22 protein-coding genes are annotated in these 26,263 nt (G+C 67.7%); 10 read left to right on the forward strand and 12 right to left on the reverse strand.

What is annotated here, in order from left to right; all coding sequences use genetic code 11:
- Positions 1-6: 6 nt before the first annotated feature.
- Positions 7-1,260 carry a 3-oxoacyl-ACP synthase KasB gene (gene kasB, locus ACNUDN_RS17595; RefSeq protein ID WP_419123089.1) on the forward strand — a complete coding sequence of 418 codons (1,254 nt, stop codon included), beginning with the start codon at positions 7-9 and terminating at the stop codon, positions 1,258-1,260.
- A gap of 21 nt (positions 1,261-1,281) precedes the next feature.
- Positions 1,282-2,715 carry an acyl-CoA carboxylase subunit beta gene (locus ACNUDN_RS17600; RefSeq protein WP_419123090.1) on the forward strand — a complete coding sequence of 478 codons (1,434 nt, stop codon included), beginning with the start codon at positions 1,282-1,284 and terminating at the stop codon, positions 2,713-2,715.
- Between the two features lie 436 nt (positions 2,716-3,151).
- On the opposite strand, the gene ACNUDN_RS17605 is transcribed toward ACNUDN_RS17600, so the two are convergent.
- Positions 3,152-3,901, reverse strand: a complete 750-nt coding sequence (locus ACNUDN_RS17605; protein WP_419123091.1) for an SDR family oxidoreductase — start codon at positions 3,899-3,901, stop codon at positions 3,152-3,154.
- Positions 3,902-3,976: 75 nt separating this feature from the next.
- On the opposite strand from ACNUDN_RS17605, the gene ACNUDN_RS17610 reads away from it, so the two are divergent.
- Positions 3,977-4,846: a LysR family transcriptional regulator gene (locus tag ACNUDN_RS17610; protein ID WP_419123092.1), complete on the forward strand. Its 870-nt coding sequence runs from the start codon at positions 3,977-3,979 to the stop codon at positions 4,844-4,846.
- Between the two features lie 31 nt (positions 4,847-4,877).
- On the opposite strand, the gene ACNUDN_RS17615 is transcribed toward ACNUDN_RS17610, so the two are convergent.
- Together ACNUDN_RS17615 and ACNUDN_RS17620 are read right to left on the reverse strand one after the other, a co-directional pair.
- On the reverse strand, positions 4,878-6,416 hold the full coding sequence (locus ACNUDN_RS17615) for a glycerol-3-phosphate dehydrogenase/oxidase (protein WP_419123093.1): 1,539 nt from the start codon (positions 6,414-6,416) through the stop codon (positions 4,878-4,880).
- Positions 6,413-6,991, reverse strand: a complete 579-nt coding sequence (locus tag ACNUDN_RS17620) for a TetR/AcrR family transcriptional regulator (protein WP_419123094.1) — start codon at positions 6,989-6,991, stop codon at positions 6,413-6,415. The genes ACNUDN_RS17615 and ACNUDN_RS17620 overlap by 4 nt, the downstream gene beginning before the upstream one ends.
- A 53-nt stretch (positions 6,992-7,044) precedes the next feature.
- Between ACNUDN_RS17620 and ACNUDN_RS17625 the strand changes: the two genes are divergently transcribed.
- Entirely contained in the window at positions 7,045-8,625 is a 1,581-nt protein-coding gene (locus tag ACNUDN_RS17625) for an FAD-binding oxidoreductase (protein WP_419125202.1), read from the forward strand.
- Complete coding sequence (locus ACNUDN_RS17630) at positions 8,622-9,527, forward strand: diacylglycerol kinase (protein WP_419123095.1); 906 nt, start codon at positions 8,622-8,624, stop codon at positions 9,525-9,527. The genes ACNUDN_RS17625 and ACNUDN_RS17630 overlap by 4 nt, the downstream gene beginning before the upstream one ends.
- Positions 9,528-9,609: 82 nt before the next feature.
- On the opposite strand, the gene ACNUDN_RS17635 is transcribed toward ACNUDN_RS17630, so the two are convergent.
- From ACNUDN_RS17635 to ACNUDN_RS17660, 6 genes are all read right to left on the reverse strand, one after another.
- A complete protein-coding gene (locus tag ACNUDN_RS17635; protein WP_419123096.1) occupies positions 9,610-12,690 on the reverse strand; it encodes a beta-propeller fold lactonase family protein in 3,081 nt (1,026 codons plus the stop codon).
- 646 nt (positions 12,691-13,336) lie between these two features.
- Entirely contained in the window at positions 13,337-13,849 is a 513-nt protein-coding gene (locus tag ACNUDN_RS17640) for a DUF3145 domain-containing protein (RefSeq protein ID WP_419123097.1), read from the reverse strand.
- A 143-nt stretch (positions 13,850-13,992) separates the two neighbouring features.
- Entirely contained in the window at positions 13,993-14,817 is an 825-nt protein-coding gene (locus tag ACNUDN_RS17645; RefSeq protein WP_419123098.1) for a serine hydrolase domain-containing protein, read from the reverse strand.
- A 12-nt stretch (positions 14,818-14,829) separates the two neighbouring features.
- On the reverse strand, positions 14,830-15,804 hold the full coding sequence (locus tag ACNUDN_RS17650) for a homocysteine S-methyltransferase family protein (protein ID WP_431960314.1): 975 nt from the start codon (positions 15,802-15,804) through the stop codon (positions 14,830-14,832).
- Positions 15,805-15,820: 16 nt separating this feature from the next.
- On the reverse strand, positions 15,821-16,897 hold the full coding sequence (locus ACNUDN_RS17655) for a class I SAM-dependent methyltransferase (protein WP_419123100.1): 1,077 nt from the start codon (positions 16,895-16,897) through the stop codon (positions 15,821-15,823).
- A gap of 119 nt (positions 16,898-17,016) precedes the next feature.
- Positions 17,017-18,627, reverse strand: coding sequence for a LuxR C-terminal-related transcriptional regulator (locus ACNUDN_RS17660; protein WP_419123101.1), 1,611 nt, complete (start codon positions 18,625-18,627; stop codon positions 17,017-17,019).
- 84 nt (positions 18,628-18,711) lie between these two features.
- On the opposite strand from ACNUDN_RS17660, the gene ACNUDN_RS17665 reads away from it, so the two are divergent.
- Both ACNUDN_RS17665 and ACNUDN_RS17670 read left to right on the forward strand, forming a co-directional pair.
- Positions 18,712-19,806 carry an S-(hydroxymethyl)mycothiol dehydrogenase gene (locus tag ACNUDN_RS17665; protein ID WP_419123102.1) on the forward strand — a complete coding sequence of 365 codons (1,095 nt, stop codon included), beginning with the start codon at positions 18,712-18,714 and terminating at the stop codon, positions 19,804-19,806.
- Positions 19,803-20,426 carry an MBL fold metallo-hydrolase gene (locus ACNUDN_RS17670; protein WP_431960317.1) on the forward strand — a complete coding sequence of 208 codons (624 nt, stop codon included), beginning with the start codon at positions 19,803-19,805 and terminating at the stop codon, positions 20,424-20,426. Before ACNUDN_RS17665 ends, ACNUDN_RS17670 begins: the two co-directional genes overlap by 4 nt.
- A 157-nt stretch (positions 20,427-20,583) precedes the next feature.
- Here the strand turns inward: ACNUDN_RS17670 and ACNUDN_RS17675 are convergent, their stop codons facing one another.
- Positions 20,584-21,321: an SHOCT domain-containing protein gene (locus ACNUDN_RS17675; protein ID WP_419123103.1), complete on the reverse strand. Its 738-nt coding sequence runs from the start codon at positions 21,319-21,321 to the stop codon at positions 20,584-20,586.
- Positions 21,322-21,414: 93 nt separating this feature from the next.
- On the opposite strand from ACNUDN_RS17675, the gene ACNUDN_RS17680 reads away from it, so the two are divergent.
- The 3 genes from ACNUDN_RS17680 to ACNUDN_RS17690 all read left to right on the forward strand — a co-directional run bounded on the left by ACNUDN_RS17680 (position 21,415) and on the right by ACNUDN_RS17690 (position 24,562).
- Entirely contained in the window at positions 21,415-22,494 is a 1,080-nt protein-coding gene (locus ACNUDN_RS17680) for a class I SAM-dependent methyltransferase (RefSeq protein WP_419123104.1), read from the forward strand.
- A gap of 128 nt (positions 22,495-22,622) precedes the next feature.
- Positions 22,623-23,342: a YciI family protein gene (locus ACNUDN_RS17685; RefSeq protein WP_419123105.1), complete on the forward strand. Its 720-nt coding sequence runs from the start codon at positions 22,623-22,625 to the stop codon at positions 23,340-23,342.
- Positions 23,339-24,562 (forward strand): RNA polymerase sigma factor, encoded by a 1,224-nt coding sequence (locus ACNUDN_RS17690; protein ID WP_419123106.1) that lies wholly within the window; start codon positions 23,339-23,341, stop codon positions 24,560-24,562. Before ACNUDN_RS17685 ends, ACNUDN_RS17690 begins: the two co-directional genes overlap by 4 nt.
- Here the strand turns inward: ACNUDN_RS17690 and ACNUDN_RS17695 are convergent.
- On the reverse strand, positions 24,559-25,629 hold the full coding sequence (locus tag ACNUDN_RS17695; RefSeq protein WP_419123107.1) for an NAD(P)H-dependent amine dehydrogenase family protein: 1,071 nt from the start codon (positions 25,627-25,629) through the stop codon (positions 24,559-24,561). The genes ACNUDN_RS17690 and ACNUDN_RS17695 overlap by 4 nt on opposite strands.
- Positions 25,630-25,638: 9 nt before the next feature.
- Positions 25,639-26,157, reverse strand: coding sequence for a hypothetical protein (locus tag ACNUDN_RS17700; protein WP_419123108.1), 519 nt, complete (start codon positions 26,155-26,157; stop codon positions 25,639-25,641).
- Between the last annotated feature and the right edge of the window lie 106 nt (positions 26,158-26,263).

Here is a 26,263-nt window from a genome sequence, read left to right on the forward strand (position 1 = left end):
CTGAGTATGGCTTCGCCGACAACAGGCAACGGACTGCCCGACGTCGTGGTCACCGGTATCGCGATGACCACGAGTCTGGCGACGGACGCCGAGGCTACGTGGCGATCGCTGCTGGACGGAAAAAGCGGTATTCGCAAGCTGGAGGATCCGTTCGTCGAGCAGTTCGATCTGCCGGTGCGGATCGGCGGTCACCTGCTCGAGGAGTTCGATTCTCAACTGACCAAGGTCGAGAACCGCCGCATGTCCTACGTCCAGAAGATGGCCACGGTGCTGGGTCGGCGGGTCTGGGAGAACGCCGGCACACCCGAGGTCGATACCGAGCGACTGTTGGTGTCGATCGGAACCGGGCTCGGCGGGGCCGAGGCACTGGTCTTCGCCTACGACGGGCTGCGCGAGCGGGGGCTGCGCTCCGTATCCCCGCTGTCGGTGCAGATGTACATGCCCAACGGCCCGTCGGCGGTTGTCGGATTGGAGCGCCACGCCAAAGCCGGTGTGGTGACTCCGGTTTCGGCCTGCGCCTCAGGCTCGGAGGGTATCGCTCAGGCCTGGCGCAACATCGTGCTCGGGGAAGCCGACATCGCGATCTGCGGTGGGGTCGAACAGCGCATCGAGGCGGTGCCGATCGCCGGCTTCGCCCAGATGCGGATCGTAATGTCGACCAACAACGATGATCCGGCCGGCGCCTGCCGTCCGTTCGACAAGGACCGCGACGGTTTCGTCTTCGGCGAAGCCGGTGCACTGATGGTCATCGAGACCGAGGAGCACGCCAAGGCCCGCGGTGCGACACCGCTGGCCCGGGTGATGGGTGCCAGCATCACCTCGGACGGATTCCACATGGTCGCGCCCGACCCCAACGGTGAGCGGGCCGGCTACGCAATGAGCCGCGCCATCCAGCTCGCCGGTCTGCAGCCCTCCGACATCGACCACGTCAACGCGCATGCCACCGGTACCAGCGTGGGCGATGTGGCCGAGGGGCAGGCCATCAACACCGCGCTGGGGGGTCACCGCCCCGCGGTCTACGCACCCAAATCGGCGCTGGGCCATTCAGTCGGCGCGGTCGGTGCCGTCGAGTCGATCCTGACGGTGCAGGCGTTGCGGGACGGCGTGATCCCGCCGACGCTGAACCTGAAGAACCTCGATCCCGAGATCGACCTGGACGTCGTCGCGGGCGGTCCGCGCCCGGGCAACTACGAGTACGCCATCAACAATTCGTTCGGATTCGGCGGGCACAACGTCGCACTCGCCTTCGGCAAGTACTGAACACGGAACGCAGGAGACACCATGACGACCATCGAGAACCGACCGGCCCCCGACGCAGCCAACGAATCGCTGGACCCGCGCGACCCGCTGTTGCGCCTGGCGACCTTCTTCGACGACGGCAGCGTCGAGCTGCTGCACGAGCGTGACAAGTCCGGCGTCCTGGCCGCCGGGGGCACCGTCAACGGTGTGCGCACGATCGCGTTCTGCACCGACGGGACCGTCATGGGCGGTGCCATGGGTGTCGACGGCTGCAAACACATCGTCGACGCCTACGACGTGGCGATCGAGGAGCAGAGCCCGATCGTCGGTATCTGGCACTCCGGCGGCGCCCGGCTGGCCGAGGGCGTCAAGGCGTTGCACGCGGTCGGCCTGGTTTTCGAGGCGATGATCCGTGCCTCGGGTTACATCCCGCAGATCTCCGTGGTGGTCGGCTTCGCCGCGGGCGGTGCCGCCTACGGCCCGGCGCTGACCGACGTCATCGTGATGGCCCCGGACAGCAAGGTCTTCGTGACCGGACCCGACGTGGTGCGCAGCGTCACCGGCGAAGACGTCGACATGGTCTCCCTGGGCGGACCGGAGGCGCACCACAAGAAGTCCGGCGTGTGCCACATCGTCGCCGACGACGAGCTCGACGCGTACGAACGTGGCCGTCGTCTGGTCGGATTGTTTTGCCAGCAGGGACATTTCGACCGCAACAAGGCTGAGGCCGGCGACACCGACCTCAAGGCGCTGCTGCCCGAGTCGGCCCGGCGTGCCTACGACGTGCACCCGCTCGTCGAGGCGCTGTTGGACGAGGGTGTTCCCTTCGAGGAGTTCCAGTCCCGGTGGGCGCCCTCGATTGTCGTGGGTCTGGGGCGGCTGGCGGGCCGGTCGGTCGGTGTCATCGCGAACAATCCGCTGCGCCTCGGCGGCTGCCTGAACTCCGAGAGCGCCGAGAAGGCCGCCCGGTTCGTGCGCCTGTGCGATGCGTTCGGTATCCCGCTGGTCGTCATCGTCGACGTACCCGGCTACCTGCCCGGTGTGGACCAGGAGTGGGGCGGTGTCGTCCGCCGCGGCGCCAAACTGCTGCATGCGTTCGGCGAGTCCTCGGTTCCGCGTGTCACGCTGGTCACGCGCAAGATCTACGGCGGCGCCTACATCGCGATGAATTCACGGTCGCTCAACGCCACCAAGGTGTTCGCCTGGCCCGAGGCCGAGGTCGCCGTGATGGGCGCCAAGGCCGCCGTTGGCATCCTGCACAAGAAGAAGCTGGCCGCCGCTGCGCCTGAGGAGCGCGAATCGCTGCACGAGGCACTGGCCATCGAGCACGAGCGGATCGCCGGCGGTGTCGATTCGGCGATCGAGATCGGTGTGGTCGACGAGAAGATCGACCCGGCACACACCCGCTCGAAGCTCACCCAGGCGCTGGCCGAGGCGCCGATGCGGCGCGGACGCCACAAGAACATCCCGCTGTAGCCTCCGGTTCCGCGAACTTGGCGGGCTAATTCAGCTGTCGAGGGTGAACAGCGGAGGCGTGCGCCCTACGCCGTCGGCGAGCACCATCAGGAACATCGACGCGTAATCGGGGAATGGCGGCCCGGCCCGCCGGGCGAGACTGCCGGCGGTGACGTGCTGTCGGGATGGGCCCCAAAGCCTTGGGCGTCGCGGTCGACCACACAATCGTAGGTCCGTTTCGATTCAGTGAGCGGTTGGTGTGGCCGGCACCGCCAGTCGACGACGTCGGCCCCGGCGTCGGGCTGATCAGGCCCGACGACAAACCCGCCAAGGAATTTCGGTAAGACTGCACGCCATTGTTGCCAGCATGTTCACAGCTTCCGGATTCCCCTGCCCGCCGGCTGATCGCACATCTGGAGGGAGCTCGCTGATTCGGCCCGCTGGCGGCGACAACCAGCTATCGCGAGGTGTAGCCGCCGTTGGCAAAGATGGTCTGGCCGTTGATCCAATGGCCATCGTCGGCGAGGAACACCACCAGCGGCGCGATATCGCTGATGTCGGTCAGCCGGTTGTCCATCGCCTGTGACTTGTGGAACTCGACGCGCTCGGGTGTTTCCTGCGGGTAGAAGAAGGGAGTGTCCATCGGGCCAGGCGCCACATTGTTGACGTTGATACCCCGCGCGCCGAACTCCTTGGATGCCGCCCTGGTGAAGTGCTCCACCGGACTCTTGGAGCCGGCGTAGGTGGAGTAGCCGTCGGTGTAGGCGGCCAGCAGCGCAGTCACGACGGTGATCACCGATCCGTTGTCGTTCAGCCGGAGCCCGGCCTGCTGCAGGAAGAAGTACGCCGCCTTGGCGTTGATGTCGAACATCGAATCGTATTCCTGCTCAGTCGTTTCCACGAAGGGCTTGCGCAGCACTCGGCCCACGGTGTTGATCGCGATGTCCACACCTCCGAAAGTGTCGACGGCGGTGTCGAACAACTTCTCGACGTTGGCCGGCACCGTCAGGTCACCCTGCACTTTGACCGCCTTCACGCCGGCCTCCCGGATCTGACCGAGGGTTTCGTCGGCGTCCTGCTCGGTGGCCGCGCTGTGGTAGTGCACCGCGACGTTGACCCCCTTGGACGCCAGCGTGGTGCTGATCAGGCCGCCGAGATTCTTCGCTCCAGCGGCCACGACTGCGGATTTACCTTCGAGTCTGCTCATGGGGCCCGACGCTAGCGCCGCGATCGACAAATGAGAAACCCAGATTTTCGACATTTCGACAAATAGTATTTGTGGATGGGCTCCACTCCGGATCTGCGCCGACTGCGTCACTTCATCTCGGTGGCCGAGGCGGGCAGCTTCACGCGCGCCGCCGCCGATCTGCATCTGAGCCAGCAGGCGTTGAGCACGTCGGTGCGGCAACTCGAAAAGGACTTGAATGCGGAACTTCTCGTGCGCGAAGGCCGCCGCGTCACCACCACCGGCGCGGGGGCGTTGCTGCTCCGCGAGGGACGGACGCTGTTGGCGGCAGCTCGGACCGTCGCCGAACACGTCGAACGGGTGGCCAGCGGAGACGACGAGATATTCGTCGTCGGCCACACCCCGGCCCTCAGCGGGGCGGAGGTGTACAGCGTGATGGAGGCTGCCATCGATGCGAATGCGTCGACCTCCTTCACTTTCCGGCAGCTGTACCCGGATCAACTGGTTGACGCCATCCTGGGCGGATCAGTTCAGCTGGGTCTGCGGCGCGGCGTGGTGCCCAGTCATGACCTGGCGGGTGCGGTCGTCGGTTATCACCCCGTGCGCGTGGCCGTGCCGGCGCAGCACCCACTTGCCGGCGAGGCTGAGATCGACATCGCCGACCTGGCCGGCGAACGCATCGCGCTCTGGGCGCCACCGGGTGCGTCGTACTACAGCGACCTCCTGCTGGGGGCCTGTCGCCGAGCGGGTTTCGAGCCTGACTACGTCGTGAGTCGAGTGCAGGGAGCCGCGACTGTCGCCGCTCCGCTGACCACCGGCGCCATCGCGTTCGTCACCGTGCCTGCGGGCCCGGCAATGGACGGCCGTGTCCAGGTGGTCGAACTACGACCACCGCTGCTGGTTCCCGTGCAGGCTCTCTGGCAACGCCATACGGCGTCGGCAGTTCGCGATGTGCTGTTGCGCTGACGACGGCGCGGCCGGTGGTCGCGGAACCACGTCAGGTCAGGGTCGCCAAAGCTTCTGCCGCGGCATGGATCGCTGCGTCCCGGTCAGCGGCCACCAGACCGATCCGGGTACGCCGGTCGAGAATGTCATCGACGGTCAACGCCCCCTCATGGGTCACCGCGTACTCGAATTCGGCCCTGGTGACATCGATGCCATCGGCCACCGCATCCGCCGGGCGGGCACACGCGGCCCGGGTCATCACGTTGGGGGCCTCGGCGCCGTAACGCGCCACCAGCGAGTCGGGCAGCCCCACCGATGATCCCTGCGAGGCAACGGGATTCGACGGCGCGCCGACCAGCGGTAGGTTGCGGGTCCGGCAGACGCCCGCGGTCAGCCCGCGCAGCGCCACGGCCCGGTCCACGACGTCCTCGGCCATGTACCGGTACTCGGTGAGTTTGCCTCCGATCACGCTGATCACCCCGGAGGGCGACTCGGTCACCGCATGCTCACGGGAGACGTCCGCCGTCCTGCCGGTCCCGGTGTCGATGAGCGGGCGCAGTCCCGCGTAGGCCCCCCTGACATCCTCACGGCGCAGCGTCGTGTCCAGCGCGGTGTTGACCGTATCGAGCAGAAAGTCCACTTCGCCCTGGGTCGGTTGCGGCACGTCGGGAACCGGCCCGGGCGCGTCCTCGTCGGTGAGACCCAGATACACCCGGCCGAGCTGCTCGGGCATCGCGAAGACAAACCTGTTCAGCTCGCCCGGTATCGGAACCGTAAGCGCGCCGGCAGGATTGCCGAATGACTCGGCGTCGAAAACCAGATGGGTGCCGCGGCTGGGCCGCACCTTGATGGAGGCGTCGACCTCCCCGGCCCACACCCCCGAGGCATTGACGACCGCACGGGCCGATACCCGCATGGTCTCCCCGGTCGCGGTATCGGTCAACGTCACGGCGTCACCCGTCGCGGCCGAGGCCGCGACCCGGGTCAGCACCCGGGCTCCGTGCTGGGCGGCGGTGCGGGCCACGGCGACGACCAGACGGGCGTCGTCGATCAACTGGCCGTCGTAGGCCAGCAGGGCACCGTCGAGGCCATCACGGCGGACGGCCGGGACCAGGCCGACCGCCTGTCGCGCGTCGATGCGCCGCGACCGCGGCAGGGTGGCGGCGGGGGTGCCGGCGAGCTTGCGCAACCCGTCACCGGCGGCGAAGCCGAACCTCACCAGTGCGCGCGACGCCGGCTTCATCTGTGGTAGCAGCGGAACCAGTTGGGGCATCGCGTGGACGAGGTGCGGAGCGTTGCGGGTCATCAGGATTCCGCGTTCCACGGCGCTGCGCCTGGCGATGCCGATGTGGCCACTGGCCAGATAGCGCAGGCCGCCATGCACGAGCTTGGAACTCCACCGGCTGGTGCCGAACGCCAGATCGTGTTTCTCGACGAGCACCACCGACAGCCCGCGCGTCGCGGCGTCGAGCGCGATACCCGCACCCGTGATGCCGCCGCCGATGACCAGCAGGTCCACCGGCGTCCCGCCTCCTACCTCGGCAAGTTCGCGAGCGCGCCGCGTCGCATTCAAAGCCGTTGCACTGCTCATGGTTTGAGGTATCCGTTCAACGTTTGCGCCAGTTCGCCGTTGAGCGCCGCGTTGTCGAGCAACTCGGCGACCATCTGGGCGGACTGAATGGTCGACTGGGTGATCAGCAGGCACATCGCCGCCATTCCCTGCGGATCGCCCGCGCGGATGCTGCCGTCCTGCTGGCCCGCCTTGATGGCCTCGGTGAGCGCCGCGATGAGGATCTGCTGGCTGGTACCGAGGCGGTCGGCGATATAGGTCATGGCCAGACCGGGCGCATTGCGGATGACCGACTGGACGATCTCGTCGGCACGGAGATGATCGGCCACTGCGACCACCCGTTGCACCATCGCCTCGCGGTCGGCTCCGCGTTCGGGCACCGCTTCCAGCACGCCGGCGATCCGCACCGTCAGCAGTTCGGCGATGACCCAGCGGATGTCCGGCCACCGCCGGTAGATGGTCGGTCGGCTCACCCGCGCGCGGCGCGCGATCTCGGTCATGGTCGTCCGTTCCACGCCATAGGCGAGGATGCACGCCGCGGCGGCGTCGAGGATGCGCTGCTCGACGCTGGCTTCGGAGTTACGGATTGACATCATCTGTAATACTGTAACGCATGACTGTCGCCCCTGCCCACGCCAGCGAACCGCCGATGAAGTGGAACGCGTGGGGTGACCCCGCGTCGGCCAAGCCCCTGTCCCCCGGCATCAGGTTGCTGCTGAGCCAGGCCCTCGGCATCGACGGCACCGGAGTCGACGAGCCCACGCTCGACCAGGTGCGGCTGCGCCCGTCGGCGCTGTCGGCCGCCGACCGGGACGGTCTGGGCGCGGTCGTCGGCCCCGAGCACGTGACCACCGAGGACCGGGCGCGGCTGCTGCGCGCCGGCGGAAAGTCCACCCTGGACCTGCTGCGTCGCCGGGATTTCGGCATCCAGGACGCTCCGGACGCGGTGCTGCTACCCGCCGACGACCATCAGGTCGCCGAGATCCTGCAATTCTGCGGAGACCGCAGTATCGCGGTGGTTCCTTTCGGTGGCGGCACCAGCGTGGTCGGTGGGCTCGATCCGGCGCGCGGCGATTTCAAGGCGGTGGTGTCGCTGGATCTGCGCCGCCTCGACGCGCTGCACTCGCTGGACGAGGTGTCCTGGGAGGCCGAACTCGGCGCCGGTCTCAGCGGCCCCGAGGCCGAGCGGCTGCTCGGTGAGCGCGGATTCTCCCTGGGCCATTTCCCGCAGAGCTTCTGCTTCGCGACCATCGGCGGATTCGCTGCGACCCGTTCGTCGGGACAGGACTCCGCCGGATACGGCCGATTCGACGATATGGTGCGCGGCCTGCGTGCCGTGACCCCGGCGGGCGTGCTCGATCTGGGCCGGGCACCGGCCTCGGCCGCCGGGCCCGATCTGCGTCAACTGCTGCTCGGATCCGAGGGCACCCTGGGCGTCATCACCCGGGTCCGGGTGCGGGTGCATCCGGTGCCCGAGTGCACCCGGTATGAGGCGTGGTCGTTCCCCGACTTCGCCACCGGCGCCGCGGCGTTGCGCGCCGTGGTGCAGACCGGCACCGGGCCGACGGTGATCCGGCTGTCCGACGAGGCCGAGACCGGCGTCAACCTGGCCACCACGGAGAGCATCGGCGACCAGCAGATCACCGGAGGTTGCCTGGCGATCACCGCGTTCGAGGGCACCGAGGCCCACGTCGCGAGCAGACACGCCGAAACGCGGGAGCTGTTGGCTGCCCGTGGCGGTACCTCGCTGGGTGAGGGGCCGGCGCTGGCGTGGGAGCATGGCCGCTTCAACGCCCCCTATCTGCGCGATGCACTGCTATCGGCCGGGGCGCTGTGCGAGACGCTGGAGACGGCCACCAACTGGTCCAACGTGCCTGCCCTCAAGGCCGCGGTGACCGAGGCCCTGACGAACGCGCTGACCGATTCCGGCACGCCGGCCCTGGTGCTGTGCCACATTTCGCATGTGTATCCGACCGGGGCATCGCTGTACTTCACCGTCGTCGCGGCCCAGCGCGGAAATCCCATCGAGCAATGGCGTACGGCCAAGGCGGCCGCGTCCGAGGCGATGGTGCGCTCCGGCGCGACGATCACCCACCACCATGCCGTCGGTGCCGACCACCGCCCGTGGATGCGCGACGAAGTCGGTGATCTCGGCGTGACCGTGCTGCGGGCGGTCAAGGCCGCGCTGGACCCGGCGGGAATCCTGAACCCGGGCAAGCTGATTCCGTGACGCGGTCGCGCGTCACGGTGCTGACCAATCCGGCCTCCGGGCACGGCAGCGCACCGCATGCCGCCGAGCGCGCGATCACCCGGCTGCACCAGCGCGGCGTGGACGTCGTCGCCATCGCCGGACGCGACTCCGCGCACGCCCGGCAACTGGTCGAAGCCGCCCTGGAGCGCGGGATGGACGCGCTCGTCGTCGTCGGCGGGGACGGCATCATCTCGCTGGCCCTGCAGGTGCTCGCACAGACCGACATCCCCCTTGGCCTCGTTCCGGCCGGCACCGGCAACGACCACGCCCGCGAGTTCGGCATACCCACCAGAAACCCCGAGGCCGCCGCGGACATCATCGTCGACGGCGTGGTCGACACGGTCGACCTGGGCCACATCGTCGGCGCCGACGGCACCGTGCGATGGTTCGGCACCGTGATGGCGGCCGGCTTCGACTCGCTGGTCACCGATCGGACCAACCGGATGCGCTGGCCGCACGGCCGGATGCGCTACAACCTCGCGATGGTCGCCGAGCTGTCCAAGCTGCGGCTGTTGCCGTTCCGACTGACCTTCGACGGCGGCGAGGAAGTCAACACCGCACTCACCCTGGCCGCCTTCGGCAACACCAAGAGCTATGGCGGCGGGATGAAGATCTGCCCGGGCGCTGATCCGCGCGACGGTCTGCTCGATGTGACGATGGTGGCTTCGGCCTCGCGGAGTCGGTTGATCCGGCTGTTTCCCACCGTGTTCAAGGGCACCCACGTCGAGCTCGACGAGGTCCGCACGGCACGGGCACACACCGTCACGGTCAGCTGCCCCGACGACCCGGAGATCACCGCGTACGCCGACGGCGAGTACGTGTGCCGGCTGCCGGTCGAGGTTTCGGTGGTGCCGAAGGCGCTGAAGATTCTGCGGCCGTGATCTGCCGACGTGGAGCGCACGTCCGACGCGGAGGTGTTTCGGTGGCGCCCGTCGGAGTCCACCTGTTCCGAGGGCCGCCGACCTAGATCTCCAGGCTGACCGCCTCAGCGTTACCCCGCTGACCGGGGATCGGTGTCGCCCTGATCTCATAGAGGCCAAGGCCCTCGGGATTGGGGCTGTCGAAGTACACGTCTTTCAGCACGTATGTGGTGCTACCCATCACCACGGTTAGGTCCCCGTAGACCCGCCATACAGGTTGCTGCGCATAGATCGCCGCCTGGAAGTGGGGTGAGACCTTTACGTTGAGAGTCTGGGTGAACTGATGGGTGCTGGTCCACGTGTGCCCGTATGTGGCTTGAATCTCGAGATCGATGAAACCCTTGAGCCCCTTGAACGCGGCTTTGGCGCTGATCTGAAGGCTGTCACTCGCGGAGACGGTGTCGGTAATGGCAACGCTGTAGCTCTGCTCAAGGTCGGTGTTATTGCGGACGGCGCTGCCGACGGGCTTTTCCATCCCGTAGGTGTCGACCTCCTGCTTATGCGCGAAGGAACAGGAGATGCGGCCGCTGCCCTGCCCGTCTTGACACAACTGGTTCACAAGATCGACCTGTCGTTGACCCTCACCGGCCGGGACAACAATCGTGGAACCCGGTGCATCGAGGAGGAAGATCTCCTGGTCGTTGTGTCCGAGGCTCGCTGGATCGCAGTGGCGGCCACCGCCCGAGGTGTAGGAACAACCGCCAAACCTCCCGGCGTCCCAACCGTCAACACCGAGACGGACGTCGTACCCGACGCCATCATCGCCCCGAAATGCCAGCACAGCGACACTGTCACTCGGAAAGTAACGGGTGACTTCAAAGTGGACGCCCTGGCCAGGTCGCAGAACGTAACCGAGTGGCGGTCCTCCTTCTGGCCGCAGGTTGTCTACGTAGTGGTCGAGTGTCAGCGGCTTGTCGGTGAAGTTGTAGACGTTGAAGCCTCGACTCGAACTCAGCCCGGTCTCGGGCACGATGGAGACCACCGTCACGGTGCCGCTGTTTGCGCTGGCGACGTAGGCGCGGGTGCCGTCGGCGTTGATGGTGATCGCGATGGGAGTGCTGCCGACTCCGCGAAGGGTGTGGGTGACCCGGTTCAATGAGAGATCGACGATCGAAACGGTGTTGTCGGCCGCGTTGGTGACATAGGCGCGGTGGCCATCAGAGCTCACGGCCACGCCCGACGGGTTCTGGCCGACCTCGACTGAGGCGATCACTCTTCCGGTCGTGGTGTCGAAGACCGACAGCACGCCGCCGCTCGAGTCGCTGACGTAAATGCGACTCCCGTCAGCACTGACCGCCAACGCCGAGGGATTGCCACCGACACTGATCGTCGACGCCACCGAGGTGCTGGTGTCGATCACCGTTACCGTGCCGTCGGTGTGGTTGCTGACATACAGTCTGGCGCCATCGGCGCTGAGCGCCATCGCCGACGGGCCCGCACCGACCACGACCGTGGCGATCACCGACCTGGTAGCGGTGTCGATCACCGAGACCGAGTTGTCATGGGCGTTGACGACATAAGCGCGGGCATTGTCCGCGCTGAGAGCAAGAACGGTCGGGTTGTCACCGACCTCGATGGTGGAGACCGAATTGCTGGCCACCTCGATCACCGACACTGTGTCATCGACCGGGTTGGCGACAAAGATCCGGCTGCCGTCGGCACTGATCGCTATGCCTGACGCACCCACCTCGACCAGATCGTCATCGAGTCCGCCAGCAGAGTCACCTCCCCCCATTGAGCCAACGACGCTGCCTGCAGCGACATCGACCACCGATACGCGGCCATCGAGATGCGTGACGTACAGGTAACGTCCGTCGGCACCGACCGCCACCGCCTGTGGGTAGTCACCGACTCTGATGGTGCCCACAATTGTGTTGTGCAGTGGCGCAACCGGCACCGTCACCGTGACGTCGGTGGCTGACACACCGTCACTCACTGTCACCGTGAAGTTGTCCAGCATGTCCTGGTCATCGGCATCCAAGGCTCCGGCTCGTACGCGCGCCGCCTCCCTGGGCCGGTAGACGAACCCCCCGTCGCCGGTCAGCACCACCGCCCCCTTCTCGGGGCCCGACGCAAGGCGGTACGTCAGCGGATCTCCGTTGGGATCCGTGACGTGTAGTCCGCCACTGACTACACCGGTGGACTGGCCCGGATTCAGCACCGTGGTCGGTTCGTGCTGCACAGGGGCCGCGTTGGCGGCGACGACTACCGACACCGGCACTGATATCGAGCTCCGGCCACCCAAGAGGTGCAGGTGTATGCCACGTTCGCGAACGACCACCACGAACGTGTCTGTCCCTCCTGCGATCGCTAGTTCGGCTGACGCCGTGTAGGTGTATGTGCCATCGGCGTTGATGACTACCGAGCCTGCGGAGGGCCCACGCTGTAGGCGGTAGGCCAACTTGTCGCCGTCGGCATCGGCGGCGCCGAGCGTTCCGGTCACCACGACTGAGCCGTTATTGGTTTGCACTGGCGCCGCGGTCGGGGTGTGGCCGAAGAAGAAGCTGTCGACGCGGCGCGACCACGCCAACAGCGCAGCGACGATCGGGTTTTCCACCGGTGCGGCCGGATCGCTGGGGGCAAGTCCGATGATTGCGAATGCCCCCGCAACCAACCACTCCAGGGGGCCTCGACGCACCAGTTCGGTACCGATAGAAGCCGAAACTGGCTGTGTCACAGCACTTGCCGCTGCGCCCTCCGGCCCACCCAATTCCACCCGATCGATCACGGCGTCCTGCGGCGCCGCGGCTGCACCGTCCGTAGCAGCCAGATCCTCGGCGTCGTCGACAGGCATGGCGGGATGGTCCAGGTCGCCCGGGAAGGGCAAACCCGATTCCGTGGGGTCAGCTGGATCCTCCTCGGAGGCGTCGTTCTCGCGACCCACCGCGGCGTCGGGCGTCTGGAACGACAAACCCCCGCTACCCTCGTTATCGACCGGCTCGACCTGCGGCTCAGCATCCGACAACTCCTCGGCTGAGGGTCCATCTTCACCGTCGCCGGCAGCGTCGGCGGGTTCCGCAGCATTCGACTCACCCTCGGCACCGAGGTCATCGTTATCAGCGGCGTCATCGTCATCAGCGTCATCGCCATCAGCGTCAGGACGAGCAGCGTGCTCCGACGACAAGCCGTCTTCGGGACGGGAAGACGGGTCGGAAGTCTCCTGCGCGGGCGACGACGATGTCGTAGCCGACGGCGGGGAGCTCTCAGAACCGGTGTCCGCCGCAGCCGTCGCCGACCCGGTAGCCAGTGTGACCCCCAGCCCAGAGGCGAAAATCAGCGCGCAAAGTCGACTGGATAGTTCGCTCGACATGAATTACCCCCGTCCCGGTTGTCAGAACACCTCTGACCAACGAGCTGACAGTAACTGCTCAGAATTCGCGAAGTAATAACCCGTGAAGCAACTTTCGGGTTCTTCAGGAGTTCGACGGAGCTTGTTCAGAGACCGTTTATAGCGGAGTCGTCAATTATTTGCTTACGCAACGATAGTTAACTGGGCGACCAGGCCGGGCAGAGAGCGGTTCGAGCCACCCCGGCCATGCGGGATAACTGTTGCTTACCGCTATCGCAGCCGATACGACGGGAGCCAGATCAGTGTCCAACGCGCCGACGTGATTCGGACGATGAGTCATCGACCCTAGCCAGCGCCCCGGAGCGGCCAGGGTCGGTTCGGGTCGCTTCGTCCGCCGATCGAATACTCGCCGGCATCGCCGCGGTCCCGAGATCACCGCGGTGAATGCCTCCCTTCGGCCGGCCCCCAGCGGCCCCGCCGGTTAGCCCACTCCCCTGCTCAGCCAGCTGACCTCGGCGCCCTCGCCGCCGTCGCGGTAAGCCTCCAGCGCCTCGTCCCACGCGGTGCCGAGCACCGAGTCCAGCTCGGCGGCCAACACGTCGGCCCCCGATGCCATCAGATGTCGCAATCGCATCTCGCCGACCATGACGTCGCCGTTGGCGCTCATCGCGCCGCTCCACAGCCCGAGCTGCGGGGTGTGGCACCAGCGGTGACCGTCGACGCCGCTGCTGGGATCCTCGGTCACCTCGAAACGCAGCACCGACCACGACCGCAGCGCGTTCGCCAGCGCCGCTCCGGTCCCCACCGGGCCGACCCAGTTGGTGACCGCGCGCAGCTGACCGGGCATGGCCGGCTGCGGGGTCCACTTCAGATTCGCCCTCGAGTTGAGGGTCGACGACAACGCCCACTCGACATGCGGGCACACCGCGGCGGGCGACGCGTGGATGTACACCACGCCAGTCGTCGCGTCGGCGAATTGGTTCGCTGCACGCATCTGTTGCTCCTTCGGTTCCACGAGGGACGTCTTCCCCAACGACCTGGTGGCGTGCCGAACAGAACATATGAGCGCGTAACGATGAAACTATCGATGAAGTTGTGGCTTGCGTGTCTATTGTGCCTTGTGGGACGAGTGTTGCGCTAGTCCGCCCCGAACTCTCTTAGGACTTCATCAGACAGCGCAGGCATCACCGCATGTGCCCACTCCCCGAATTTGCGGTCGGTCAGCACGATCAGGGCCAACGCAGCGTCGGGATCGACCCACAGAAACGTCCCGGACTGGCCGAAGTGGCCGAATGTGCGCGAGGAGTTCGCGCCCCCGGTCCAGTGCGGAGATTTGCCACCCCGGAGCTCAAAGCCCAGCCCCCAATCGTTGGGACGCTGGACACCGAACCCTGGCAGCACCCCGTCGAGCCCGGGGAACTGCACGCTGATCGCCTCGGCGTGCATCTGCTCGGACACCGTTGCGGGCTTGAGCAGGTCCCCGGCGAACGCGATGAGGTCATCGACGGTCGACGTCACACCGTAGCCGGCGGCCGCCGTGCCCCCGTCCAGCGTGGTGTCGGCCATGGCCAGCGGTGCGAACACCGACTCCCCGAGGTAGCCGGCGAACGGTATGGACGACTCCGCCTCGATCACTTCGGCCAGCGCGGTGAAACCGTAGTTGGAGTAGATGCGCCGGGTACCCGGCGACGCGATCACCGTCGACGAGGTCATCTCGTAGCCGGCGGCGTGGGCGAGCAGATGACGCACGGTCGCGCCGGGCGGACCGGCCGCGGAGTCCAGTTCCACCGCGCCTTCCTCGACGGCCACCTGGGCCGCCCGGGCGACCAGCGGCTTGGTCACCGATGCCAGCGGATACCGCCGGCCGGTGTCGCCGTAGCCGGCCAGCACCCCGGCCGGACCGACCACCGCGGCAGCGACGGTGGGAACCGGCCAATCTGTCAGTGCGTCCAGTGCGCTCATCGACTGAGCAGCTTAGAGGGCGCCCCAGGCCGCGACCACCGCGGCGACGTGCCGAGCGTCGGTTCCGCAGCACCCGCCGAGCACCCGGACCGCCGGCAGGCTGCTGCGCAGCGCGACGTGCTGTCCGGCCAGTTGCGCCGGGTCGCCGTCGTCGAGCTCGGTCGCCTCATCGAGTTCGGCGTGGCTCTTCGCCGACGCGTTGGAACGCATCCCGACGATCCGGTGCCGCCATGGCCCGGGATCGTCGAGTGCCCCGGCGAGGTGGGTCGGGTGGGCGCAGTTGATCATGAAGTACGCGGCCGCGGAATCGGTCTGCGCGTCCACCTCCTCGATCGCCTCGTGCAGGCGCTGACCGGTGGGCAGCCTGCCGTCGGTCTCCACCGTGAACGAGACGACCGACGGAATGCCCGCCGCAGCGGCGGCCCGCACCACACCGGTCGCTTCGGCTGCGTTGGTCATGGTGATCGCCGTGACCTGGTCGGCAGACGTGGCGGCAAAGGCCGCGATCTGGGCGTGGTGGTAGGAGTGGGCCTCGTCGGCCGACATCGCCTCACCGGGGTCGTAGCCGTCGCCGCGCGGACCCACACAACCGCTCACCACGGCGCTCACACCGCGGACAGCGGCGGCGGCCCGCACCGCCTCGGCCAGCTGCACAGCGTCCTGATTGAGTTCCGCCAGTCGCTGCGGTGCGTAGCCGAGTTGGGCGCCCCAGTCGGCGTTGCACCGCCAGGTCGGAGTTTCCACGATGAATCCGGCCTTGTGGCGGCGCGCGATGTCGAGGTATCCGTCGTAGTAGCGGCGTAGCCGGGCCCGACCTTGCGGGTCCTCGAGCAACGGGAACGCGGCGAACCCGGGCAGGTCGCGGCCATCGAGAAAGACCAGCTCGGTTTCCAGTCCGCCGTCGGTGACGAACAGTGCGCGGTCTCGCAACTGCGGCAGCGGGTGCCGTGTGGCGGTGGCGCGGTGGCTCACGTCGGTGGTTGTCATCGTGGTCATCTCCGGGTCATTTCCGCGCGATGTAGTAGAAGTTCAGCGGGTCGGACTCGACCTCACGCACCTGCACGTCGCCGAACCCCGCGTCGGCGAGCATCGTCGTGGCAAGTTCACGGCCCCAACAGGTGCCCAGGCCGGCGCCGTCCAAGCCCAGGGACACACTCATGCAATGCATGGTCGAGACGGTGTAGAGGTAGGCCGCGAACGGCGCACCGATGTTGTCCTCCAGCCTGCTTGAGGCCTTGATGTCCACCATCAGAAAAACTCCGTCGGGGCGCAGAGCGCGGTGGATGTTACGCAGCACAGCGTCGGGGTGAGCCTGGTCGTGGATCGCATCGAACGCGGTGATGACGTCGAAGGCCTCGGTGCCGGAGTAGGACGCGACGTCGGCGGCCTCGAAAGCCGCGTTCGACAGTCCGAGCTCGGCAGCCTCCCGGACACCCGCCGCCAGACCCTCGGCGGAGAAGTCGATCCCGACGAAACTGCTGGCCGGGAATGCCTGCGCCATCACGTTCACCGCATGTCCGCTGCCGCAACCGAAGTCGGCAACGGTGGCACCATCGCGCAGCCGTTCGGGCAATCCGTCGACCATCGGCAGGATGGTGTCGACCAACGCGGCGTCGAATACTTCACCACTCTCCTCGGCCATCAGCGTGTGGAAGCGGGGGTATTCCGCGTAGGCCAGCCCGCCGCCGGCGTAGAAGCACCGGATCAACTTCTGCTCCACCTCGCCGAGCAGCGGGATGAACTGCGCGACCCGGGCCAGGTTGTCCGGCCCGGCGCCACGTGTCAGCACCGCCGCGCGATGCGGGGGCAGCGAATAATGTTGGGCGACCGGGTCGTAATCGACGATGCGGGCCGCGGCCACACCACCGAGCCATTCCCGCACATAGCGCTCGTGCAGTCCGGCAGCGTCGGCGATCTGGGTGCTGGTGGCCGGCGGGAGCTGCGCGAGCGTGTCGAACAGTGCCGTCTGGTGCCCGATCGACAGCAGCAGCGTCACACTGGCCGCGTCGATCGCGCCGACGATCCGTTCGGCGAATTCCTCGGTGGTGTCAATGGGTTTCTGGTCCTGCAATGTGGTCATGCGGCCACGTTAGGACGCGATGTCTGTCCCGCGCATCGATCACATGATGCAGATCGGTCCGACGGCCGTGGTGCAGATGATGTAGACGCCCATCAGGTGGAGCCGTCGGAACACGCCTTTCAGAAGGCGATGTTGTTGTCACGCCCCCAGGACACCGCGGCTGTGCGCGACGATACGCCGATCTTGGCGTAGATGTTCGCCAGATGGCGACCGACGGTCTTCTCACTGAGGTGCAGCTTGTCGGCGACCTGACGGTTGGTGGCGCCATGGGCGATGTGGCCGAGGACCTCCAGTTCGCGCCGGGTCAACCCGCCGGGCCTGGGCACCCCGCAGATCCCCGCCGGATCCACCCCCAGTTGGGCATAGATGGCCTCGGCGGTGGCCGCGTCGGCGGCCGCCGCCTCGACATCGCCATATCCTCGCCGCGCCAAGGCCATCCACTCGTACACTTCCGCAGTTTCATAGCGGCATTGCTGGGTTCGATACTCCTGCAACGCTTTCGCGAAGCAATTCACTGCCTCTTCGAAGGCGCCCTGCCGTACCGAGACGGCGCCGCGGGCGTGCGCCGCCCAGGCCCGGAAACCTGGCGTGGCGAACGCCGCCGCGTCGGCCTCCAGCTCACGGCAGTACTTCTCGGCCTCGGTCAGGTCGTCGCGACTCAGCGCGATCTCGACCGCGGCACGCAGTAGTCGGACCCGGCTGAGCCGATCCTGGCCGGACAGCGCGACCTTGATGGCCGTCCATGCACCGGAGGTGTCCCCACGTCGGCAGGCCAGCAGCGCCTCACCCGGCTGGGGGTCCAGCCCGAGTGTGCGGGACCGCGCGAAAGCCGTTGCCGCCCCGTCGAGATCACCCATCAACCGCCGGACCTCACCGAGCTGGTAGTACCCCTCGGCCGCCGCCCATGCGTTGACGTCCTCCAGAACGCGGCTGGTCCGGCCCAGCTGGGTCTCCAACCCGCGGTAGTCGCCGGTCGCCACCTTCAATTGCAGCCGGTGGACATCACAGACGCCTCCGTAGGCCACCGATCCGGACAGACCGCACCACTGCTCCATCGACAGCGTCCAGGACTGCATCCGGGGTAGGTCGGCCAGCTTGTGGCAATGGTGCAGCACGATGCAGTACAGGTCGCCGGCCCACTCGATCGGGACCTCGTCGGCGACCAGTGGCAGGATTGCTTCGTCGATGCAGGCATAACCGTCGGCCGTGCGAGCGTGCAGGATCGACTCGACTCCCGCGGCGATGAGCGCCAGCGCGGAGACGCCGGGGACGTTCAAGCGCGCCGCGATCTCACGAAGCCGCCGCACGTGGCCGGCCAGCGCATCGAGGTCATAGGTGACGGCGGCGACCGCGGCTTCCAGATAGGTCAGATAACCGTGGGCGGGACTCTCCTCACTGTCGGCGAGCAGCCGACGGGCCCGGTTCATCCAGCCGCGGCCGATGTTGACGTCACCGCGGACCAACCATGCCAGTCCCAGCTCGTTGGCCTTGACTGCGGCTGCGGCCGGATCCGTCCTGACCAGCGCCGTGTAGACCCGCTCGGCGGCACGGCTGGATTCCTTGACGTGGCCCAGTCGCCAGGCCGCCGACGCGAACGCCTCCAGATCGTCGAGCCTCAGGTCCTCGTACCGGGCGGCGAGCTGAAACCCCTCATAGCTCGCACTCCAATCCCGCCGCTGATGGGCCGCTCGGGCCGCGAGCAGCAGATCGATGCGGGTGTCGGTCGGCATGGGCCTCTACCGTAACGCCGATCGGGGGATGGACCACCGTCCGGACACTGTTCTATGTCCACGCCGACCCATTAGGGTTCAAGCATGACTCAGACGGTGCGCGGTGTGATCTCACGGAAGAAGGGTGAACCGGTCGAGGTGGTGGAGATCGTCATCCCCGACCCGGGACCGGGTGAGGTGGTCGTCGACATCCAGGCGTGCGGGGTGTGCCATACCGACCTGCACTACCGGGAGGGCGGGATCAACGACGAATTCCCCTTCCTGCTCGGCCATGAGGCCGCGGGGGTGGTGGAGTCGGTCGGTGCGGGCGTGACCAATGTCGAACCCGGTGATTTCGTGGTGCTGAACTGGCGCGCGGTGTGCGGGCAGTGCCGGGCGTGCAAGCGGGGTCGCCCGCATCTGTGTTTCGACACCCACAACGCCGCGCAGAAGATGACGCTGACCGACGGCACCGAGCTGACCCCGGCGCTGGGCATCGGTGCGTTCGCCGACAAGACGCTGGTGCACGAAGGCCAGTGCACCAAGGTCGATCCGGCCGCCGACCCGGCCGCGGCCGGGCTGCTGGGCTGCGGGGTGATGGCCGGTCTGGGCGCGGCGATCAACACCGGCGCGGTCAACCGCGATGACACCGTGGCGGTGATCGGCTGCGGCGGCGTCGGCGACGCAGCGATCGCCGGAGCCCGGCTGGTCGGCGCCAAGACGATCATCGCCGTCGACATGGACAACCGGAAACTGGAGTGGGCCCGCGAATTCGGTGCCACCCACACGATCAACGCCGGTGAACTCGACGCCGTGGCAACCATCCAGGACCTGACCGACGGGTTCGGTGCCGACGTGGTGATCGACGCGGTGGGCCGACCCGAGACCTGGAAGCAGGCGTTCTATGCCCGCGATCTGGCCGGCACCGTGGTGCTGGTCGGTGTGCCGACCCCGGACATGACGTTGGAGATGCCGCTGATCGACTTCTTCTCCCGCGGTGGATCGTTGAAATCCTCCTGGTACGGCGACTGTCTGCCCGAACGGGACTTCCCGACCCTGATCTCGCTGTACCTGCAGGGCCGCTTCCCGCTGGACAAGTTCGTCACCGAACGCATCGGTCTGGACCAGATCGAGGACGCGTTCCACAAGATGCACGCCGGATCCGAAGACGTCGTGCTGCGTTCGGTGGTGGTCCTGTGAGCGCGATCCAGCGACTGGTCACCCACGGCACCTTCGAACTCGACGGCGGCAGCTGGGAGGTCGACAACAACATCTGGCTCGTCGGCGACGACAACGAAGTCGTGGTCTTCGACGCCGCCCACACCGCCGACCCGATCATCGAGGCCGTCGGCGGCCGCCACGTGGTCGCGGTGGTCTGCACGCACGGCCACAACGACCATGTCACCGTCGCCCCGCAGCTCGGGCAGGCGCTCGACGCTCCGGTGCTGCTGCACCCCGCCGACGACGTGCTGTGGCGAATGACCCACCCCGACAGCGACTTCCGATCGGTCTCCGATGACGAGATCCTGCGGGTCGCAGGCACCGAGCTGCGCGCCCTGCACACCCCGGGACACTCGCCCGGCTCGGTCTGCTGGCACGCCCCCGAACTCAACGCTGTGTTCAGCGGCGACACCCTGTTCCAGGGCGGCCCCGGCGCGACGGGTCGCTCGTTCTCCGACTTCCCCACCATCCTGGAATCCATCTCGGGCCGACTCGGCAAGCTGCCCGGCGACACCGTCGTCTACACCGGTCACGGTGACACCACCACCGTCGGCGACGAGATCGTGCACTACGACGAATGGGTGGCCCGCGGCAGCTGAGCTGCCCAAGCGCCGGAGCAGCTGAGCTGCCCAAGCGCCGGAGCAGCTGAGCTGCCCAAGCGCCGGAGCAGCTGAGCTGCCCAACAACCCGAGCAGCTGAGCTGCCCAACAACCCGAGCAGCTGAGCTGCCCAAGCGGGAGCAGCTGAGCTGACCGATCAACCTTCGAGGATTCGTCGTTTCTCGGTTTCGAATTCGGCGTCGGTGAGCGCCCCGCTGTCGCGCAGCGCCGCAAGCGTCTTGAGCTGCTCGAGGCGCACCCCGTGGTCGGTCGGCTGGTACGACGTCACCGGTGGGGGTAGCGGGCCCGGCCAGTTCTGCTCGTCCAGACTCACGGGCCCGCGCAGTGGCTGCACCCTTCTGGCGGTCCGTGCCGACCACATCAACGCCGGCGCCAGCCCGATCAGACCCGCACCGAGAACCGCGCCGAACGCCCACGGCAGTACCGCGGAAGAGGTGTCCCGGCCGAACGCCAGCCGCGGGTTGATGTAGCCGCCGACGGTGCCGCCGGTCTCGACGGCGTAGACGTCGTCACGCGGGATCTGCGCGACCCAGATGCGCACGCGGACGTCGTTGTTGACCGAGGTCACCGAGCTGGTCGTCCGGGTCACCACCGGGTCGGGCCCACCTCCCACCGGCCGCAGACCCAGTCGCAGCGGAGGCACCGGGAAACCGCCGTCGGATCCTCCCGCCACGACGGTGTGGAAGCTGATGGTCACCTCCCCGGCGGGCAGTGCGAGCTGTCCTGATCCAGGGACCGGAATCTCACCGTAGGCGTCGAATTCGTCGTAGACGAACGCGTTGAGTATCAGCGTGACGACGACGCCGACCGCTCCGGCGACAACCGCGAGAACGGCGACGACGACCGCGATGCGCGGTCCGAGCCGTCGGTTCATGGCCAGAGTTTTCCACAGTGGCGTTGTCACCACCCGGTGTTGACGTTGCTGTCTTGCGGCGCGACGGCTGCGGGAGGACTACCGTTTCGGGGCATGGCGGAATCCAGCAGCGTGGTACGCCCGGAGCCGAAGGACAGCAGCTCCTACAGCGCCGCGTCGCGCCTGCAGGCCGCCGGTCTGCAGCCCGCGATCGCGGTGTTCGAGGGGGCGGCCGCCGCGGTGCCGATCCCCGGCCCGCCCCAGCCGATCGTGATCGCCGACTACGGTGCCGGCAACGGGCTGAATTCGCTGTTGCCGGTCGGCGCGGCGATCGCGGTGTTGCGCAAGCGAACCCGCCCCGAGCACTCGGTGCTGGTGGCGCACACCGACCGTGCGGACAACGACTTCACCGCGCTGTTTCACACGCTGGAGTCCGATCCGGACAGCTACCTGCACCGGGACAGGGCAACCTTCGCCTCGGCGGTCGGCAGGTCCTTCTACTCCCAGATCCTGCCGTCGAACAGCGTCAACCTGGGGTGGAGCGCGTGGGCGATCCACTGGTTGACGCGGGTGCCCGGCGCGATCGAGGGTCACATCCAGGTCGACTTCTGCTCCGATGACGCCGTCCGAACCGCGTTCGCCAGACAGGCCGCACACGACTGGCACGAGTTCGTCGCGTTCCGCGGCCGCGAGCTGTGTCCCGGCGGCCGGCTCGTGGTGATGACGATGGCGGTCGGCGAGGACGGCGATTGCGGGTTCCGCCCGCTGATGGCAGCCATGGTCGAGGTTCTCGACGAGCTCGCCGGCGACGGGCTGCTGAACGCCGACGAGTTGACGCGCATGTGCATACCCACCTTCGCGCGCCGTGCAGCCGATTTTGCGGCCCCGTTCGCGCCGTCCGGACGGTTCGAGCGGCTCGAGATCGAGCACCTGGAGATCTTCGACGCCGCCGACCGGTTCTTTGACCGCTACCGGACCGACCGTGATGCGGAGGCTTTCGGCGCGCGGTGGGGTGGCTTCGCCCGGGCCGCGGTGTTTCCGGCTCTGGCGCAGAGCCTCAACGGTGGAGCCGCCGATCCTCGCCTCGACGAGTTCTTCGACCGGCTCGAGAAGGGGATCGTCACACGGCTCAGCGCCGCTCCCTCGCAGACCCGGATACCGCTGGCGCATGTGGTTCTGGTCAAGCAGCAATAAGAATGCAGCCACCGGATGTCGAAAATGGGAGTCCGTGTTCGTCGTATCGGTAGGGGTGCCGACGCCGGCCCCTCGTAACCACCCCTGACAACCCTGTCATCCCTGCACACCCGGGAAGGATCACGACGATGTACTACTTGGCCCTGCTGTACTGGCGCGAGGACCCGAGGACGGCCGACCCGTTGACGCCGGAGTTCGCCGACGATGTCGCCCGGTACGCCGCATTCGACGAGAAGGCCGGGGCTGCGGTCGTCGGTGGCGGCGCGCTGTATCCGGCGGCCGATGCCCGCTCGGTCCGCCACCGGGCAACGGAGCTGCTGGTGACCGACGGCCCGTTTGTCGAACAGGCCGAAGTGATCGGCGGCATCATGGTGCTCGATTGCGCGGACCTCGACGCCGCGCTCGAGCTCGCCGCGCAGATCCCGGCGGCCGCCGACGAGGGCGGAGCAGTGGAGGTGTGGCCGATGGTCGAGTACGGGCAAGCCGAAGGCGCGCAGGCGGACTGGTGGACGGCCTTGCTGTTCGAACCTCGGGACGACGCCCTGGATCCGGCATCCGCCGACTGGGAAGCGGGTGCCGCCGAGCACGCCGCTTTCGGTGAGCGCTTCGGCGACCGCCTTCGGGGTGGCGGCGCTCTGCATCCGCCGTCGACCGCGACCACCGTGCGGGTACGCGACGGCCGGTCGTTGATCACCGACGGACCCTTCACCGAGTCCGCGGAGATCGTCAACGGCCTGTACTACATCGCGGCCACCGACTGCGACGATGCACTGGCCGTCGCCACCCGGATCCCGGTCGGGACGCGTGGCGGCGTCGAGTTGCGCCGGATGGTTGATCTGGACGGATGAACATCGACCGCATCTACCGCGACGAGTTCGGGCGCTCGGTGGCGACGGTCGCGCGCCTGGTCGGCGACATCGGACTGGCCGAGGACGCGGTCCAGGATGCGTTCGCCGACGCGTTGCGGACCTGGACCGGCGCCACGCTGCCGGCCAACCCGGGCGCGTGGATCACCACCGCAGCCCGCAACCGCGCGCTGGACCGGCTTCGCCGCGAGTCGCTGCGCCGGGGCAAGGAGACCGCCGCGACGTCGGAGGTAGCCCCGGCCGAGGACGCGGAGCTGCAGCCGGTGCCCGACGATCAGTTGCGGCTGATGTTCACCTGCTGCCATCCTGCGCTGTCCCCCGAGGCTCGGATCGCCCTGACGTTGCGGTTGGTCGCCGGCCTGCGCACGGCCGAGATTGCGCGGGCTTTCATGCAGCCGGAAGCGACAGTGGCTCAACGGCTCAGCAGGGCGAAGACCAGGATACGCAGTTGCGGCATCCCGCTGCGGGTGCCCGAGGCGCAAGCCCTGCCAGACCGGCTCGCCGACGTGCTGGCCTGCATCTATCTGGTATTCGCCGAAGGCTACTTCGCCGCGGCGGGTAATCCGACCGTGCGCGGGGAATTGTGCGCCGAGGCGGTACGGCTCGGGCGGCTGCTGTGCGGGCTGATGCCCGAGCACGGGGAGGCGCATGCGTTGCTGGCGCTGATGCTCCTCGACGACAGCAGGCGCAATCAACGTGCCGACGCGGCGGGCGAGCTACTGACGCTGGAGGAACAGGATCGCAGCCGTTGGGATCGCGAGTCGATCGCCGACGGCGTCCGCCATCTGCGGCGGGCGGCGGCTTTGGGACGTGGACCCTATCTCGCCCAAGCCGTCATCGCTGCGGCCCACGCGACCGCGCCGACCTTCGCCGCCACCGACTGGCCGGGCATCGTGGCAGCCTACGATGAGCTGCTGGCGTGGACGCCCTCGCCCGCGGTGCGGCTCAATCGTGCTGTCGCGCTGGGGTTTGCGCGTGGCTTCCCGGCCGGCATCGCCGAGTTGGATGCTCTCGCGGCCGATCCTGCTGTCACACAAGGATTCACGCTGGCCGCGGCGCGGGCTGACCTGTTGCGCCGTGCGGGCCGGCTCGACGAGGCGGCCGTCGAGTACCAACTCGCGATCGAACGTATCCGGGCCGGCCAGACCCGCCGCCATCTGCAGCGCCGGCTCGCCGAGTGCGCCGGCGGTGGGCGGGACTAACGGATGGTGCCCGCGCCCGGGATCAAGGGCAGATCGAGCGCGGTGACCCAGCCGGGCGAGAGGTCGTTGACCGCGGGCACCGCGTTGAGAGCGCGCAATCCGGTCGCCAGGCATCCGGCGGCGGCGGCGTCGCGCCCGGAACCGTCGGTGAACCGGAACGCCGTCTCCTGGAAGATGCTCGGGGTGCCCTCGATGTCGACCCGGTAGACGTCGTTCTCGGTGCCCGACGGCCAGTCCGGCGCGGCATCGTTGCCGATCCGGTTGACGTGTTCGAGTTGGATCCGGGTCTCGCCCCGGTACACCCCGTTGATGGTGAACCGGACGGCCGCGACATTTCCCGGCGCGATGATGCCCTTGGCCGTCTTGCGCTCGTCGGGCGTCACCCACTTCTCCCACGTGGTGGTGATCTCGTCGAGCATGATCCCGGCAGCCTGCGCGATCATCGGAACGGTTGCACCCCAGGCGAATACCAGGATGTCGGGATTCTCCAGCATGGCCCGGTACTCGGGCGGCCTGCCGATACCCATCTCGCGGTCGTAGTCGCCTTCGTAATTGGTGTAGTCGAGTAGTTCGGAGGCCCGCACCCGGCGGACCTCGGAGCACAGTCCCATCAACGTCATCGGGAACAGGTCGTTGGCGAACCCGGGATCGATGCCGGTGGTGAAACATGATGACTCGCCGAGTTCGCATGCCACCGTGACCGGCTCGATCCAGTTCGGCGGATTGAGATGCATGGTCGGCCAGATCCACGGTGTCATGGCAGTCGAGCACACATCGATGCCGGCGCGCAGGAACCGGGTGATCAATTCGATGTTGGCCTCGGCGTGCGCCGCGGTCGGACCATAGTGCACCAGCGCATCCGGCTTCAGCGCGATCAGCGCCTCGACGTCGTCGGTGGCGGTCAGCCCGAGGTCGCGGCCCATCCCACAGAGGTCACCGACGTCGCGCCCGGCCTTGTCGGAATTGCTCACCCCGACCCCGACGAGTTCGAACTCGGGATGGTCGACGACTTCGGGGATGACCATCCGGCCGACGAACCCGGTCCCCCAGATCACCACTCGTTTCATGTCCGCGCCTCAGAAGCAGCGCCGGAGCCCACCGGGCTCACAGATCAACGGGTACTGGTCCACCGGGATCGGCAGTGGCTCCTTGAAAGACAGCGTGAACGGGATCTCGATGATGCCCGGCTGCGTACCGCAATTGCCGTTGTGAGTGATCTTGCGGGTGCCCGACATGGTGGCGTCGTCGAATCTGATCACCTCGACCGTGGGCTCCCAGCTGCCGTCCGGGCACTGCATGCCCCTGGGCTTGGGACTGGTGAATCCCCACACTCCGCCGACGAGGGTGGCGTCGCCGCCGGTGAGCCCGGTCGACGGGCCCACGTGCAGCCGGCACCCCACCGGCAGATACAGGGGTTCGCGCAGATCACCGACCACCGGCACGCAGGACGGGTAGATGGTCCAGGTGCCCGACTGGCCCTCCGACTCGTAGTTGTAGACGCCCTGCATGATCTCGGCCGACTGGGCCGGCGCGGCGAACCCCAAACCGGCTCCGGCGAGGATGACGACCGCGGCCAGACCGCGCAGCAATTTCATGTCCGCAGTATTTCAGTCGACGGTGGGCAAAGTCACGGATTCGCCGTGCGCCGGGTTTCGCGCACGGCGCGTCCGGGTAGACGGCCCGTAGCAGGCTCGAGTTCCG

The organism is Mycobacterium sp. smrl_JER01 (assembly GCF_048513595.2).
In the GTDB taxonomy this organism is placed as follows: domain Bacteria; phylum Actinomycetota; class Actinomycetes; order Mycobacteriales; family Mycobacteriaceae; genus Mycobacterium.

What these genes read in the sequence shown, in the direction of transcription:
- ACNUDN_RS17640 (WP_419123097.1), bottom strand. Translation starts at nt 13,849, where the DNA reads ATGCGTGCAGCGAACCAATTCGCCGACGCGACGACTGGCGTGGTGTAC.
- ACNUDN_RS17690 (WP_419123106.1), top strand. Translation starts at nt 23,339, where the DNA reads ATGAACATCGACCGCATCTACCGCGACGAGTTCGGGCGCTCGGTGGCG.
- ACNUDN_RS17660 (WP_419123101.1), bottom strand. Translation starts at nt 18,627, where the DNA reads ATGCCGACCGACACCCGCATCGATCTGCTGCTCGCGGCCCGAGCGGCC.
- ACNUDN_RS17700 (WP_419123108.1), bottom strand. Translation starts at nt 26,157, where the DNA reads ATGAAATTGCTGCGCGGTCTGGCCGCGGTCGTCATCCTCGCCGGAGCC.
- ACNUDN_RS17605 (WP_419123091.1), bottom strand. Translation starts at nt 3,901, where the DNA reads ATGAGCAGACTCGAAGGTAAATCCGCAGTCGTGGCCGCTGGAGCGAAG.
- ACNUDN_RS17685 (WP_419123105.1), top strand. Translation starts at nt 22,623, where the DNA reads ATGTACTACTTGGCCCTGCTGTACTGGCGCGAGGACCCGAGGACGGCC.
- ACNUDN_RS17680 (WP_419123104.1), top strand. Translation starts at nt 21,415, where the DNA reads ATGGCGGAATCCAGCAGCGTGGTACGCCCGGAGCCGAAGGACAGCAGC.
- ACNUDN_RS17645 (WP_419123098.1), bottom strand. Translation starts at nt 14,817, where the DNA reads ATGAGCGCACTGGACGCACTGACAGATTGGCCGGTTCCCACCGTCGCT.
- ACNUDN_RS17650 (WP_431960314.1), bottom strand. Translation starts at nt 15,804, where the DNA reads ATGACAACCACCGACGTGAGCCACCGCGCCACCGCCACACGGCACCCG.
- ACNUDN_RS17675 (WP_419123103.1), bottom strand. Translation starts at nt 21,321, where the DNA reads ATGAACCGACGGCTCGGACCGCGCATCGCGGTCGTCGTCGCCGTTCTC.
- ACNUDN_RS17665 (WP_419123102.1), top strand. Translation starts at nt 18,712, where the DNA reads ATGACTCAGACGGTGCGCGGTGTGATCTCACGGAAGAAGGGTGAACCG.
- ACNUDN_RS17695 (WP_419123107.1), bottom strand. Translation starts at nt 25,629, where the DNA reads ATGAAACGAGTGGTGATCTGGGGGACCGGGTTCGTCGGCCGGATGGTC.
- ACNUDN_RS17625 (WP_419125202.1), top strand. Translation starts at nt 7,045, where the DNA reads ATGAAGTGGAACGCGTGGGGTGACCCCGCGTCGGCCAAGCCCCTGTCC.
- ACNUDN_RS17610 (WP_419123092.1), top strand. Translation starts at nt 3,977, where the DNA reads ATGGGCTCCACTCCGGATCTGCGCCGACTGCGTCACTTCATCTCGGTG.
- ACNUDN_RS17620 (WP_419123094.1), bottom strand. Translation starts at nt 6,991, where the DNA reads ATGATGTCAATCCGTAACTCCGAAGCCAGCGTCGAGCAGCGCATCCTC.
- kasB (WP_419123089.1), top strand. Translation starts at nt 7, where the DNA reads ATGGCTTCGCCGACAACAGGCAACGGACTGCCCGACGTCGTGGTCACC.
- ACNUDN_RS17600 (WP_419123090.1), top strand. Translation starts at nt 1,282, where the DNA reads ATGACGACCATCGAGAACCGACCGGCCCCCGACGCAGCCAACGAATCG.
- ACNUDN_RS17655 (WP_419123100.1), bottom strand. Translation starts at nt 16,897, where the DNA reads ATGACCACATTGCAGGACCAGAAACCCATTGACACCACCGAGGAATTC.
- ACNUDN_RS17615 (WP_419123093.1), bottom strand. Translation starts at nt 6,416, where the DNA reads ATGAGCAGTGCAACGGCTTTGAATGCGACGCGGCGCGCTCGCGAACTT.